Here is a 13,724-nt window from a genome sequence, read left to right as displayed (position 1 = left end):
GCCGGTGTTCTAAGAGACGACCGATGTGTGTGCCGGGGACACCGGCGGATCTCCAGCACATGTCGACGGCACGACGACCACACCCGAGGGAGCACGACATGACGGACGGCGGGAAGCCGCTTCTGCTGCTGATCGGCAGCAGCGCCCGGCGCAGCAGGGAGTTCATCCTTCAGGCGGTGAGCAGTAAGTACGCACTGTGGCTGCTCCAGCCGGCGCCGGTGACCTGGGAGGAGCCGTACGTCGTCGGCAGCACGGCCGTCAGCAACGTCGATCCCGAGCCGCTGGTCGAGGCCGCCCGCCGGGTGGCCGCCGAGCACGAGGTGGCGGGCGTCTTCTGCTACGACGAGGGGCTGGTCGCCCCGGCCGCCCATGTGTCGCAGGCGCTCGGCCTGCCGGGGAACACCCCCGAGGCGATCGCCGCGTGCCGGGACAAGAACGCCACGCGGGCCGCGCTGGAGCAGGCGGGGGTGGCTCAGCCCTCCTCGATCGGTGTGAGTTCGCTGGCGGAGGCGCGGGAGGCGGCCGAGAAGCTGGGCTTCCCCGTGGTGATCAAGCCGCGTGGACTGGCCGGCGGCATGGGCGTGCGCAGGGCCGACGGGCCCGACGAGGTGGAGGGCGCCTACGCCGCCGCGTCGGCCGCCTCGTATCCGGGGGTGCCGGTCTTCGACGTGCCGGTGCTCGTGGAGCAGTACGTCGACGGCCCGGAGATCAGTGTCGACGCCGTCTTCTTCGAGGGCGAATGCGTGCCGCTGGTCGTCGCGCGCAAGCAGGTCGGGCTGGCTCCGTTCTTCGAGGAGGTCGGCCACGAGGTGGACGGCGCCGACCCGCTGCTGTCCGACCCCGGCCTGCTGGACGCGCTGCGCAGGAGCCACGCCGCGCTGGGCTTCCACACGGGCGTCAGCCACACGGAGTTCCGTCTCACGCCGAGCGGTCCCTGCCTGATGGAGGTCAACGCCCGGCTGGGCGGCGACATGATCCCGTACCTGGGCACCCTGGCGACCGGTGTGGACGTGGCGATGGCGGCCGCCGACGCGGCGGCGGGGCGCCGGCCGGACACGCAGCAGCTCCACCACAAGGCCGCGGCCATAACGTTCCTGTATCCGGAGCGGGACAGCGAGGTCGAGTCGGTCACCGTGCACGAGGACCGGTTCACGCCGGAGATCCACAGCGCGAGCGTGATGGCCGACCCGGGCGCCGTGCTGCGCCTGCCGCCGCGCGGCTACATCTCCCGGTACGCACGGGTCATCGCCGTGGCCGACTCGGTCGAGCGGGCCCGCACCGCCCTGCTGCGCGCGACGGAGATCGTCGAGCTCTCGGGCCGCCCGGCGGAGGTGCCCACTCCATGAGCACCACCGGGCAGGCTTCCCCGAAGAGCCCAGAGAACGAACGGCCGTCGATCGTCCAGACCCTCCGGAGCATCCCCGCGCAGATCTGGCTCGTCCTGGTCGGCATGCTGATCAACCGGCTGGGCAACTTCCTCCAGATCTATCTGGTGCTGTATCTGACGGCCAAGGGGTTCAGCGCCACCGAGGCCGGGTTCGCGCTCGGTGCCTATGGCGTCGGCTCGGTGGCCGGCGTGCTGATGGGCGGTTCGGCGTCGGACCGCATCGGGTACGCGTGGACGATCGTCGGGTCCATGGCGCTCGCCAGTGTGCTCACGCTGAGCCTGGTCCATCTGGACAGCCTGCCCGCCGTGATCGCGGTGGCCGCGGTCATCGGCCTGTCGGCGCAGATGTACCGCCCGGCGTCCTCGGCGCTCCTCGTCGAGCGGACACCGGAGGAGCGCCACGTGATGGTGTTCGCCGTGTACCGCATGGCGTTCAACCTGGGCACCACCGCCGGCCCGCTGCTCGGCGCCCTGCTGATCAGCTACTCGTACGACCTCATCTTCTACATCGAGGCGGTCGCGCAGTTCGGCTTCGCCCTGGTCGCGCTGGTCCTCGTGCGGTCCGGTGGCCGCGCGGGCGCGATGACGGCGGCGGACAAGGAGACCGGCAGCCGGTCGTACGCCGCGGTGCTGCGGGACACGCGGTATCTGATGTTCCTGGTGGCGCTGTTCCTCAACGCCGTCGTGTACATCCAGCACACGTCCGCGCTGCCGCTCCAGCTCAAGGCGGACGGGCACAGCGTCGCGTTCTACTCCAGCCTGCTGTCGCTGAACGCCATCATGGTGATCACTCTGGAGCTGCTGTTCACCAAGTACGTGCAGCACCTGCCGGGGCGGATCGCCGTGGCGCTCGGCATCGGCCTGGTCGGCGTCGGCATGAACCTGTACGTGGCCGGCCCTGCCATGGCCATGTACGTGGTGGCCACGGTCGTGTGGACGGTCGGCGAGATGATCGGCACCCCGACGGCCTCGGCGTGGCCCGGCCGTGTCGCACCCGAGCATCTGCGGGGCCGGTACATCGCGGCGGCCGCGTTCCCCATGCAGATCGGCTACGCGGTCGGCCCCGTGATCGGTGTCGCGGCCTGGCAGGCGTCGGCGGCGTCGGTGTGGTGGCTGTGCGGGGTGCTGACCGTGCTGGCGGTCGCCGCCACGTACATCGGCATGGCCGAGCCCCGGCGCTCCGGCCCCTCCGGGGCCGCCGAGGCCACCGCGGCACCCGACGAGGGGGGCGGGGCGCCGCGGCAGGCCGAGACGGCCGAGACCACCGGCCGGGCCGAGCAGGCCCCCGGCCCTGCGGAGAAGGCCGAGAAGGCCACCTCCTGAGTCACCCCGCACCTGCCCCGTCCGTGCCGGATCGACCGGCACCTCGTGAACCGGAAGTGAGCGAGCAGCACATGGCGTACGCAGAGGGAATCGAGAAGTTCGTCGACACGGTGAACAGCGCCCTGCCGCCGGACTTCTACACCTATCCCGTGGACCGGCAGCGCGTCCTGTACGACTCGTTGACGGAGGTGCTCCCGATCCCCGTGCCCGAGGGCGTCCGGCACCGGGACGAGACCGTCAGCCACGAGGGCCGCACGGCCCGCGTGAGGATCTACGAGCCCGCCGAGCGGCGGGGCGACGCCGTCCTCTTCTACATCAGGGGCGGCGGGTTCGTCATCGGCTCGCTCCACAGCCACCACAGCCTCGTCGCCGAACTGGCCGACCGCACCGGGCTCGTGGCGGTCGCCCTGGACTTCGGCATGGCACCGGAGAACCCGTTCCCGGGGCCGCTGGAGGACTGCTACGCGGGTCTGTGCGGCACTCTCGGGAACCTGCCGGGGCTCGGCCTGGACGGCATAGACCCGGAGGGCGCGGTGATCTGCGGGGAGAGCTCCGGGGCCAACATGGCCGTGGTGCTGTCGATGATGGCGCGGGACCGGGGCGGGCCGCGGCTGCGCGGCCAGGCCGTGATCAGCCCGGTGCTGGACTTCACCCGCTGGCGGCACGGCGGGGAGGACGCGCCGCTGCTGTCCGGCGGCGAGATGGAGTTCTACACGGCGTGCTACTGCCCCGACGCCGGGCAGGCGGAGAACCCGTATGTGTCGCCGCTGCTGGGCGGCGCGTTCCACGCCCTGCCCCCGGCGTATGTCGTGGGCTGCGAGATGGACTCGCTGTGCGTGGACGCCGAGAAGTACACCTCCCTGCTCCGCGAGGCCGGCACGCCGGTCACGTACGTGGAGGAGAAGGGCATGGTGCACGCCCCGGTGCGCGCCCGCCGGGTCAGCGAACCGGCCGCGGACTTCTTCGCCCGGTACTGCGACGCGGTGGCCGCCCTGGCCGGTCGGGGGGCCGGGGCGTGACGGCGGGCAGCGGCGGCGCGGCCGGGGAGCGGGGTCCGTGCGTCATCGTCGATCCGTACTCGTCCGGGGCGCTGTTCGCGGAGGCGCTGGCCCGGGAGGGGCTGCCGTTCGCGGCGGTGGTGAGCAGTGCCCGGCCCCCGGAGGCGTACGCCTCCTCGTACCGGCCGGAGGACTTCTCCGAGGTCATCGTGTACGACGGCGACCTGGACGACGTGGTGCGGCGGGTGCGGGCGCTGGGGCCGCGCTGCGTCGTGGCGGGCTGCGAGTCGGGGGTGGAGCTGGCGGAGAGGCTCACTCCGCTGGTTCTTCCCGACCTCGCCAATGTGCCGGAGCTGGCCGACGCGCGGCGTGACAAGAGCCGTATGGCGGAGGCGGTGGCGGCGGCCGGTCTGCCCGTGATCCCGCAGCTCTGCACCGCTGACGTCGAGGAGGCGGCGGACTGGCTGGAGAAGGAGGGCCTGGTCGGCGCCGATCTGGTCATCAAGCCGCCCAAGAGCGCCAGCACGGACGGCGTGATCAAGATCGCGGGCGGGGCGGACTGGCGGTCGGTGTTCGAGCGGCAGATCGGCCGGGTCAACCAGTTCGGGGAGATCGACGACCGGTTGATCGTGCAGAAGTTCGTCACGGGCACCGAGTACGTGGTGGACACGTTCAGCCATGGCGGGAAGCACTCGCTGGTCGACGTCTGCGCGTACGGCAAGGTCGACAACGGCCCCCATATGGCCGTGTACGACACGATGCGGTGGCTGCCCCCCGACGATCCGGCGGTTCCGGGCCTGGCGGAGTACGTGTTCGGGGTCCTGGACGCCGTGGGGATGCGTTTCGGCTCCGCCCATGTGGAGGTGATGGGCACGGCGGACGGGCCGGTGCTGATCGAGCTGGGGGCCCGCCCCCACGGCGGCGGGCAGCCCCGCTTCAACCGCAACGCCACGGGCGACAGCCAGATCGACCGCACGGTGCGCTGGCTGGCGGGCGGTGAACTGCCGCAGAGCTATGAGCTGCTGAGGCACCAGATGTGCGTGTTCCACATGGCACGCCGTTCCGGGACCGTGCGCAACACGTCGGTACTGGAGGCGATCCCCGCGCTGCCCAGTCACCACTTCTCCGTGCGGAACATCTCGGACGGCGACCACGTCCCGGTCACCAAGGACCTGGTCGACAGCCTCAACTTCGGGTTCGCGATCCTCTCCCACCCCGACGAGGAGCAGATCCTGCGGGACTACAGGACGATCCGGGACCTGGAGGGACGTCTGCTCATCGGAGGCATGCGATCAACACCGTCGCCTTCCTGACGAGTTCCCTGGTGGTGATCATGGCGCCGGGTCCCGACCTGGCCCTGATCACCCGCCTGGTGCTGAACGCCTCGCTGCGCGCGGCGGGCGCCGCCGCGGTCGGCATGATCGCGGCGGGGGCGGCGCAGGCGGCGTTGGGCGCACTGGGTCTGGCGGCGCTTCTCGCCGCGCGGCCGGGCCTGTTCACCGCGTTCCGCTGGGTGGGCGCCGCGGTGTTGCTCGTGTGGGCGTTCCTGGCCCTGCGCGCCGCCTTCCGTCCGGCGCCGCCACAGACCACGCCCGTCGCCGCTCCCGCCCCCACCGGGACCGCGGCGCACTCCGGGGCCGCCGCACCCGCCGGGGCCGCCGCCCACTCCGGCGGGGCGGCCGTGCTGGAGGGTGCGGCGGCGGGGCGGCCGCTCGGCGCGGACGGCCCGCCCACGGGCCAGGCGCCCACCGCCCCCGAGGCACCGCCCGCTGCCCGGGCCCTGCCCGTTGCCGCCGAAGTCCCCCGCGTACCGGAAGACCTGCCCGTTGCCGCCGATGCTCCGGCTGGTCCCGTTGGCGCGGCCGGTACGGGCGGCGGGCGTCAGGTGCGGTGGGCGTTCGCGCAAGGGCTGCTGTGCACGGGGTCCAATCCGAAGGTGGGCATGTTCCTGATGGCCTTCCTGCCGCAGTTCGTGCCCCCCGGGGTCGATCCGGCGACCGGCGTCGCCGTACTCGCCGTCTGCTACCTGGCCATGGGACTGATATGGCTCTTCGTGTGGATGCGGCTGGTGCACCGGCTCGCCCGGTACATGCACTCGGCGCGCATGATCCGGATCACCAACGGGCTGACGGCGGCCGTCTTCGGGGTGTTCGCCGTGCGTCTGGCGCTCGGCGGCTGACCCGGACCGGTCGTCCCCCGTCACGAAGCGGCATCGGAAGGGAGGTGAGGGTCGTCGTGCCGGTCGAGTGCCTCCGCGTACCGCAGCAGCGGTCCGGGCACGGTGAACAGGGCGTGCGCCCGCTCGTGCAGGAGGCTCGCCTCCACCAGGCGCCGCAGCGCGCGCAGAGCCTCCCGGGGAGTGGTCCCCGCCAGGTCGGCCATCGTGTACGCGGTGACGTTCCGCCCGTCCGTACGGCCCAGGAGCCGGAAGAAGCGCCGGGCCGACTCCGGCAGCGCCGCGTACGAGAGCGAGAACGCCGCGTGGACGGAGGAGAACAGGTCGTCGTCCTCGCACCCTGGTCTTCGGAAGAACTCGATGTCCTGCAACTCCACGCAGTACTGCGCGATGCTGAGGCCGGGAAGCTCGGCGAGATGCGCCCCGAGGATGCGCACGGCCGGCGGCAGGCCCCCGCAGTAGCGGGCCAGCGCGGCGGCGGCCAGCGGCTCGGCGTCGACGCGCCGCTGGCCCAGCAGCCGGGTGAGCAGCGCGACGGACTCGTTCTGGGTGAGCAGGTCCAGGCCGACGCGGCGGACACCCTGCCGGGCGACCAGTCCGGGAAGGGTGTTGCGGCTGGTCACGAGGACCGCGCAGTCGGCTTCGCCGGGGATCAGGGGACGTATCTGGTCCTCGTCACCGGCGTTGTCGAGGACGACGAGCACCCGGCGGCCCGACAGTACGGTGCGGTACAGGTTGGCCGCCTCGTCGAGGGAGTCCGGGATGCGGGCGCGCGGCACGCCGAGAGCGCGCAGGAAGGAGGTGAGCGCCTCCTCGGGCCGCAGCGGGGGCCGGGCGGAGTGGCCGCGCAGGTCGACGTAGAGCTGCCCGTCGGGGAAGGCTTTCTGCCGGCGGTGCGCCCAGCGCAGGGCCAGGGTGGTCTTGCCGACGCCGGGCAGGCCGCTGATCAGGGCGGCGGGGACGTGCCCTCCCCGTTCGCCGGGCGCGCTGAGCAGCCGGTCCAGCTTCCTCATCTCCGCCGCTCGCCCCACGAAGATCATGGGTTCGGCGGGCAGTTGGGAGGGCCGGGACGTCGGCGGCACCGGATTCGGTACCGGCACGGCGGCGGTCAGGGCCGGGGGGCGCGCCGTCATCGGACCGTCCGGCAGGGCCCGGGTGAGCCGCCCGCCTCGTGGCGAGGGCAGCTGCTGGTGCAGGACCCGCAGATGGGCGTGGCGCAGTTCCTCGCCGGGTTCGACGCCGAGTTCGGCGTCCAGTCGGCGTACGACCTCCGCGAAGACGTTCAGCGCCTCGGACTGCTGGCCGCAGCTGGCCAGCGCCAGGATGAGCCGCGCCTGGAGGCCCTCGTGCAGGGGCTCCTCCCGCGCGGCGACCCGCAGCGCGTGCACGACCTGTTCCGGCTGCCGGAACTGCATGGCGAGGTCGGCGTGGAGCAGCAGGTTCTCGGTGCCCTTCCGGGCCGCGGCCGTGGCCTCGGGGTGGTGCGCCAGCAGGGGTTCGTCGGCCAGGATCGGGCCGCGCCAGCAGCGGCAGGCCCGCCCGGCCAGTTCGTACGCGGCGGCCGAGTCGCCTTCGTCGTGGGCCTCGCGGGCGCGGGCGGCGAGGTCCAGGAAGCGGGTCAGGTCCACCTGGTCCCGTTCGAGGGCCAGGACATAGCCACCGTGGGTACGGGTCAGGCACGAGGCGGACGGCGCTACGGGCCGGGAACCGGGCGGCAGCAGGACCCCGCGCAATTGGCTGATATAGGTGTGGACGAGGTTCTGGGAGGATCGGGGCGGGTTCTTCGGCCAGAGCGTGCGGCGGATCTCCTCGAAGCCGACCGGGTCGGGGTGGTGCAGGGCGAGAAGCCCGAGTAACCGCCGCAGCTTCGTGGCGCTGATCTCCCGGACGTTCCCGCCGTGCCGCACGGACAGGGTGCCGAGGATGTCGACGCGCAGCCCCTCGTCGCCCGACGGAACGGTTCTCCGGCAGGCGACGAGCAGTTCCCGCACCTCGTCCACGTCCACGGCCAGGAGGGTGGCGAGGCCGCGCAGGGTGCGGCCGCGCGGCTGCTCCACCCGGCCGTTCTCCAGATCGCGCAGGGCCCGGACACTGATGCCGGTCCGCTCCGCGAACTCGTTCTGCGTCAGTCCCGTACGGCCCCGGAACGATCGGAGTCGTTCACCGAACGGCAGTGATCCGTTGCGCTGGAAGAAATCAATCACGACGCATGTCCCGTTCCGAGGGTTCGGCCCAAACATTCCACGGTGCCCTGGCGGTGAGAACTCAGCAGGTCGGCGGTCGATGGATTCACGGGAAGTGGTACAGGTCCTCCTGGAAGCATGATCCTAGGAGTGCCGCCTTTCCCTGGCAACGGATACGAGACACCCCTCAGCGGACGGCCGGGGGGCACGGGGTGCCGCGGGGGAAGAGGGTGTACGGGGAGGCCAGATGGTAGGTCCCGGGGGTGGGAGCGTGGAGTTCCGTCCACTCGTCGCCGTCCGCCGTACGGGCCGCCTTGCGCAGGCACGGCGTGCCACCGGCACCACCCGCCGCACCGCTCTCCGCGTCGCGCCCCGTGCCGTCCGCCGCCGAGGGCAGGCGTTCGCCGCGCTCGTCCACGAGCGACAGCCACGGCGAGTGCGGGACCTTGACGAGGACCGTCCCTGGCCTGGTCACACGCAGCGTGATCCGGTCCGGCGCCGCGCGCTCCACCGTCGCCGCAGGGGCGGCCAGGGGCGCCGCGTCCCGGACGGCGAAAAGCCGCCAGTGCGCGTCGGACCACACGGGTTCCAGGTACGGCAGTCCGGCCTCGATCAGGGCGGTCTCCTCGCGGGCGCCCGTGTCGGGGGTGCCGGTCGGCAGGACGACGTACCGGACGGCCCAGCGGTCCAGCCACGCGCGGTAGTTCACGGCGTTCAGGGAGCCGTCGTAGAAGAGGGGGTTGCGTTCGAGGTCGGCCTGGCGGTTCCAGCCGCGCGCCAGGGAGACGTACGGGGCGAGGGCGCTGGACTCGCGGTGGCTGCGCGCCGGTACGACCTCCACGCGGGCCCGCCCGGCGCCGCGCCGCTCCAGTTCGGCGAGGAGCGGCCGCGCCGATTCGGCCGCCCATGACGTGTGCGGTGCGGTCAGCCGTACGTCGTCCACGCTCTTGAAGCCGACCCACCCGTGGAACACGACCAGCGCGGCGAGCAGCCCGTACCGGGCCCGTCGCGTCCCCGCGTAGGGCAGGGCGGCCAGCAGCACCACACCGGCGGACAGCATCGGAAGGCGCGTCACGTTCGACCCGACCTGCGAGTCGACCAGCCACGTCAGCAGCGCACCGGCCGCGTACACGGCGGCCGCCGCACGGACCGTCCGCCACGACCGGGGCACGGCCAGCAGGCACAGCAGGCCGAACACCAGCGGCAGCAGCACCGTCCCGAACGCGTTCGGCTGCGTACCGGAGAACGGGAACAGCAGCGCCGACGCGGCGACGACCAGCACCGGCGGCACCCCCACGGCGTACGCCGCCGTTCGCCGCCCCCGCAGGAACAGCGCCGCCGCGACGACCCCCAGGAACAGCCCCGCGACGGGGCTCGCCGCCGTCGCCGCCCCCGCCAGGAGCGCGGCGGCAACACCCCGCGCCACCCGCCCCGCCCGCAGCCCGGACACCCCGCCAGCCCCAGAAGCCCCGTCAGCCCCAGAAGCCTCAGGAACCGCACCAGCCCCATGCGTCGACCGCCACCGCCACGGCCACCGCCACCGCCACCGCCATGGCCCGCAGAAGACCACGGCGACCGTGCCCAGCGCGAACATCAGGCCCAGCCCGAACGTCACCCGCCCCGACACGGCGTTGCACACCAGCCCGAACACGGCGGCGAGCGAGCAGGCGAGCGCGTTGCGGACGGCCCGCGTCCGCACCAGGAGCAGCGCGGTCAGCGCGGCCGACACCGTCCCGGCGACCACCATCGTCGTCCGCACGCCGAACAGCGCCATGACGTAGGGCGAGAGGACGCTGTACGACATGGTGTGCATCCCGCCGTACCAGGCGAGGTTGTACGCCGAGCCGGGGTGCCGCGCGGCGAAGTCCGCCCACGCGTCCTGCGCCGCCAGGTCGCCGCCGCTGTTCGCGACGTACAGGAACCACGCGAGGTGCAGGAGCGCGGCGAGGGCCGTGGCCAGGACGACGACCCGGGCCTGCCCGGAAGGACCGGTACGCGACGCGCGCGATCCGCGGGGGTCATGGCGCGGTCGGGTGCTGGTCACTCGTCGGCTCCCCCTGTCCGGTACGCGCGAGGGCGCCCCGGTCTCCGGGACGCCCTGGCGCCGTGTCATGTCGCGTCGTGTGCCGTGTCTTGCCGTGCCGTGCCCTGCCGTACGTCGTACGTCTGCCCGGCGTACGGCTCAGCCGATCCGCGTCAGCTTCGCGCCGAAGCCCGGCTCCTCCAGCTGGTGCTGGAGCGCGACGGGCACGCTGACCCTGCCCTCGCCGGTGCCGGCCGCCAGCTCGCCGACGACCGTGCCCCCGGCCGCCGTGCGCGGCAGGCCGCCCTTGCCGTCCTCGCCCGCGGTGAGCTTCAGCTCGACGTTCAGACCCGCCCAGCCGACCGGCTTCAGGTCCTCCGTCGCGACGACCGGGGTACGGCCGCCGAGCCCGTCGTCCACGTACCCGACGACATCGCCCTTCTTCACCGCGACCGCCGAGACGACGCCGTCCTGCGCGGCCTTGATGAGGCCGTAGCTGTACGTCTCGACGGCGAGCTTCGTCTTGTCGGAGAGCGTCACACCGGACTTGACGTTCATGACGACGCCGAGGACGCGGCGCACCTCGCCGTCGACGACCGTGTTGGCGGACCACAGCAGGTTGCCGCCCGCCGGGGTGGACGTGCCGGTCTTGATACCGGTGACGCCGTCCTTGAGGAGGATCGTGTTGCCGTTCTCCAGGCGGCGGCCGATCTGCGGCAGCTCGACGTTCGGCATGTCCACGATCTGGCGGAACGCGTCGAACCTCATCGCGGCCTTCGCCAGCTTCAGCTGGTCCTTCGGCGTCGAGACGGTGCCCTTGTCGAAGCCGCTGGCGTCCGTGTACGTCGTGTTCGTCATGCCGAGGTCCTTGGCGGCGGCGTTCATCTTCTTGATGAACGCCTCCTCCGAGCCCGCGTCCCAGCGCGCCAGGAAGTGCGCGACGTTGTTGGCCGAACGGACCATCAGCAGCTGGAGCAGCTCGCCCTGGGTGTACTCCTGGCCCTTCTTGACGGGCGCGGTGGACCAGTCGGGGTTGCTCGCCTGGTCCTCCGTCTTCTGGTCGATCACCAGCTTCGGGCCCGCGTCCTTGTCCTTGATCGGGTGGTCGCGGAGTATCACGTACGCCGTCATCGCCTTGGCGACGCTCGCCGTCGGCGCGGGCTGCTGCGGCCCGTACGTGCCGACCACGCCGACGCCCTCGACCTCGACGGCGCCCTGGCCCTCGGTGGGCCACGGCATCTTCAGCTCGCCGCCCTTGAAGGTGTACGTCGGCTCGGCGGTCAGCGTCAGCGACGGGTCCGGCAGCGGGCGGAGCAACTGTACGGTCGCAAAGACGATCAGCAGCAGGACCACCAGCGGGGTCCAGATCTTGACCCGGCGGACCAGCGTGCGCAGCGGCGTTTCCGGCGGCGGCGGGGTGTTCGTCAGCTCCGCCAGCATGTCCAGCGGCGGACGCGGCGGCAGGGGCTGCTGCTTGGTCCGCTCGGCCTCGGCGAGGGACGGCGGGGCGACGGCCGCGGTGATCTCCGGGTCGCCGCCGGGCGCGGTGCCCGCGCCGCTGCCGACACCGGCCGCCTTGCCGGTGCCCTTGGCGGGCGCGGTACGTGTCTCGGAGCCTGTACGGGTCCCGGAGCCGGCGGCCGTGGTGGTGGCCGCGCTCGCCTTGGCCGGCTCCGTGCCGCGCGCGGCGGGCGCCGGGGCGGTGCCGTCGGCGGCCGGGGTGCGCGTCGCGGGCGCGGCCGTACGGACTCCGTCGGAGCGCAGCGGCACGAACTTGCCGGGCCGCTCGCCGTCACCGTCACGGTCGGCTCCCGCGCCCGTGGCCCACCTGGGCGCGGGCTTCCCGCCGCCCGGCTCGGGGGGCGCGGCGTCGGCGGGCGGCACCTTGAGCGCGGTGGTGGGCTGGTCGACGGCGGGGGCGGGGGCGGCGTCGGTGCGCTTCCCGAACGCCTTGAAGACCGCCGTCGGCTGATCCACGGGGCGGGGGTCGGAGTCGGAACGGGGCGCGGCGTCGGCATCCGAGGCCGAGGCCGAGACGGGCCCGGACCCGGTCGCGGGGCCGGTCTTCGTGACGGAGCGGCCCGAGGAGTCGTCGTCGGACGCCGAGGGCTCCCCGGCTTCCGCGGCGCCGACCTCGGCGTCACCCTCGGTGCCGTCCGCGTCCACCGCGGGCTCCGCGTCCGCGTCCGCCTCCGCGTCGGCGCGCAGGGCGTCGTCGCTGTCACTGTCGGTGTGGTCGTCCCGCTCGGACTGCGTGTCCGCGTCGTTCTCGTCGGCGACCTCCGCCTCCGAGCCCGAATCACCCGAAATGTCCGTCACGGCGGATACACCGGATTCACCCGGAAGACCCGAGGAGCCGGAAGCACCCGAAGAGCCCGGGATGTCAGCCGCCTCGTCCGGCACCTTCGCCGGTTCGACCGTCGCGGCCTCCTGGCGCTGGCCGACGAGCGACGGCTTCACGGACTTCGGCTCCACGGACCCGGACTCCGCCGCGTCCGTGCCGTCCACCGCGCCGTCCACCGTGTCCGTGGGAGGCTTCGGCGCCCTGAAGATCGCTGTCGGCTGGTCCACCCCAGCCGGGGCCGCGTCGCCGAAGGCGGCGAGCCGCGGATCTCGGCCGCCCGCAGCCGTCTCCCCCGGAGACCTACGCTGCTCCGACTTGTCGGGGGACTCGCCCGCCACCGTGCCTCCTCATCCAACGCGTTGTCCGAACCATGTACCAGTGTCCCTGTGTGAACCCTTGGCCCGGGTGCTAGACGAGAACGACATACCTACCGGTTCCCGTACGAAGCCCCCAGGCACTCTCGACAGATGAATGTGAGAGGGGTCACCCTGTCATTCATCCACGCGGGGAGGCATGGATGGGCAGGAGCCGCAGAACACTTCCGGAGGAGCTTCTGCTGCTCGCTCTGGACCCGGCCACGGGTACCACAGCGCAGCCGCAGTCGCTCGACCTCGGCCTCGCCGGAGCACAGCTAGTGGAGCTGGCTCTGGCGGGGCGGATAGCCCCTGACGGGGATCGTATCGCCGTGGTGATGCCACGGCCGACAGGAGATCCGACGCTGGACTCCGCACTGGAACTGCTGCGCAGGCGCGGCAGTCCGGTACGGGCCGTCCACTGGATAGGCGGGCCCCGGCTGGGGCTGCGTCAGACGTACCTCTCGCACCTGGAGCGATGCGGCATGGTCCATGCCGTGGAGAGCCAGATGTGCGGGGTACTGCCGACCACCCGCTACCAGGCGACGGACACGGCCATCAGCCGGGAGATCAGGGCCCGGCTGGACAGCGCGATCCGCACCGGTGTGCCGCCGGACCCGCGGACCGCCGCACTGGCCGCGCTCGCGCACGCGGTGGGTCTCGGCAAGCACCTGTACCCCGGGAACGAGGGGCGCTCGTCGCGCTCCCGGCTCCGGGATCTGATCCGGCACGACCCCATGGGCGGCCTCGTGGCGCACGCCGTGATGGACGTCCAGAACGGTGTGGGCGCGCAGCCCCGCCGTACCGCCGCACCGGGAGGCGTCGGCCGCCAGGCCGCCGCGGTCCCGCTGCGCACCCCCTCGCGGCCCGGGCCCGGTTCCATGGCCCGCGCAGCCGCACGCTGAGCGAAGACCCGGGCGACGGCGCGGCACCGCCG

At 72.9% G+C, this 13,724-nt stretch carries 9 protein-coding genes; 6 read left to right on the top strand and 3 right to left on the bottom strand.

Annotation, left to right across the window (positions count from 1 at the left end; all coding sequences use genetic code 11):
- Positions 1-98 precede the first annotated feature (98 nt).
- The 5 genes from J116_RS16225 (at position 99) to J116_RS16205 (ending at position 5,887) form a co-directional block, all read left to right on the top strand.
- Complete coding sequence (locus J116_RS16225; RefSeq protein ID WP_023588125.1) at positions 99-1,346, top strand: ATP-grasp domain-containing protein; 1,248 nt, start codon at positions 99-101, stop codon at positions 1,344-1,346.
- Complete coding sequence (locus J116_RS16220; protein WP_023588124.1) at positions 1,343-2,710, top strand: MDR family MFS transporter; 1,368 nt, start codon at positions 1,343-1,345, stop codon at positions 2,708-2,710. The genes J116_RS16225 and J116_RS16220 overlap by 4 nt, the downstream gene beginning before the upstream one ends.
- A 71-nt stretch (positions 2,711-2,781) precedes the next feature.
- Positions 2,782-3,729 carry an alpha/beta hydrolase gene (locus tag J116_RS16215; RefSeq protein ID WP_028964127.1) on the top strand — a complete coding sequence of 316 codons (948 nt, stop codon included), beginning with the start codon at positions 2,782-2,784 and terminating at the stop codon, positions 3,727-3,729.
- Positions 3,726-5,021, top strand: coding sequence for an ATP-grasp domain-containing protein (locus tag J116_RS16210; RefSeq protein ID WP_023588122.1), 1,296 nt, complete (start codon positions 3,726-3,728; stop codon positions 5,019-5,021). Before J116_RS16215 ends, J116_RS16210 begins: the two co-directional genes overlap by 4 nt.
- 20 nt (positions 5,022-5,041) lie before the next feature.
- Complete coding sequence (locus J116_RS16205; protein ID WP_139140486.1) at positions 5,042-5,887, top strand: LysE family translocator; 846 nt, start codon at positions 5,042-5,044, stop codon at positions 5,885-5,887.
- A 20-nt stretch (positions 5,888-5,907) separates the two neighbouring features.
- On the opposite strand, the gene J116_RS16200 is transcribed toward J116_RS16205, so the two are convergent.
- From J116_RS16200 to J116_RS16190, 3 genes are all read right to left on the bottom strand, one after another.
- On the bottom strand, positions 5,908-8,088 hold the full coding sequence (locus J116_RS16200; protein WP_023588120.1) for a BTAD domain-containing putative transcriptional regulator: 2,181 nt from the start codon (positions 8,086-8,088) through the stop codon (positions 5,908-5,910).
- 166 nt (positions 8,089-8,254) lie between these two features.
- Positions 8,255-10,180, bottom strand: a complete 1,926-nt coding sequence (locus tag J116_RS16195) for an MFS transporter (RefSeq protein WP_394331487.1) — start codon at positions 10,178-10,180, stop codon at positions 8,255-8,257.
- Between the two features lie 69 nt (positions 10,181-10,249).
- The gene (locus tag J116_RS16190; protein WP_023588118.1) at positions 10,250-12,772 is read right to left on the bottom strand and encodes a D-alanyl-D-alanine carboxypeptidase family protein; all 2,523 of its coding nucleotides are present in this window, start codon (positions 12,770-12,772) and stop codon (positions 10,250-10,252) included.
- Between the two features lie 179 nt (positions 12,773-12,951).
- Here J116_RS16190 and J116_RS16185 point away from each other — a divergent pair, with 179 nt between their 5' ends.
- Positions 12,952-13,692, top strand: coding sequence for a GOLPH3/VPS74 family protein (locus J116_RS16185; RefSeq protein WP_023588117.1), 741 nt, complete (start codon positions 12,952-12,954; stop codon positions 13,690-13,692).
- Positions 13,693-13,724 lie beyond the last annotated feature (32 nt).

The sequence above is a fragment of the Streptomyces thermolilacinus SPC6 genome, from assembly GCF_000478605.2.
GTDB lineage: Bacteria > Actinomycetota > Actinomycetes > Streptomycetales > Streptomycetaceae > Streptomyces > Streptomyces thermolilacinus.
Note: the sequence above shows the minus strand (reverse complement) of the source record. Positions and strands in the feature narration are given on the sequence as shown.

Coding starts and splice junctions, on each gene's coding strand:
- J116_RS16225 (WP_023588125.1), top strand. CDS start 99: ATGACGGACGGCGGGAAGCCGCTTCTGCTGCTGATCGGCAGCAGCGCC.
- J116_RS16220 (WP_023588124.1), top strand. CDS start 1,343: ATGAGCACCACCGGGCAGGCTTCCCCGAAGAGCCCAGAGAACGAACGG.
- J116_RS16215 (WP_028964127.1), top strand. CDS start 2,782: ATGGCGTACGCAGAGGGAATCGAGAAGTTCGTCGACACGGTGAACAGC.
- J116_RS16205 (WP_139140486.1), top strand. CDS start 5,042: ATGGCGCCGGGTCCCGACCTGGCCCTGATCACCCGCCTGGTGCTGAAC.
- J116_RS16195 (WP_394331487.1), bottom strand. CDS start 10,180: ATGACACGGCGCCAGGGCGTCCCGGAGACCGGGGCGCCCTCGCGCGTA.
- J116_RS16185 (WP_023588117.1), top strand. CDS start 12,952: ATGGGCAGGAGCCGCAGAACACTTCCGGAGGAGCTTCTGCTGCTCGCT.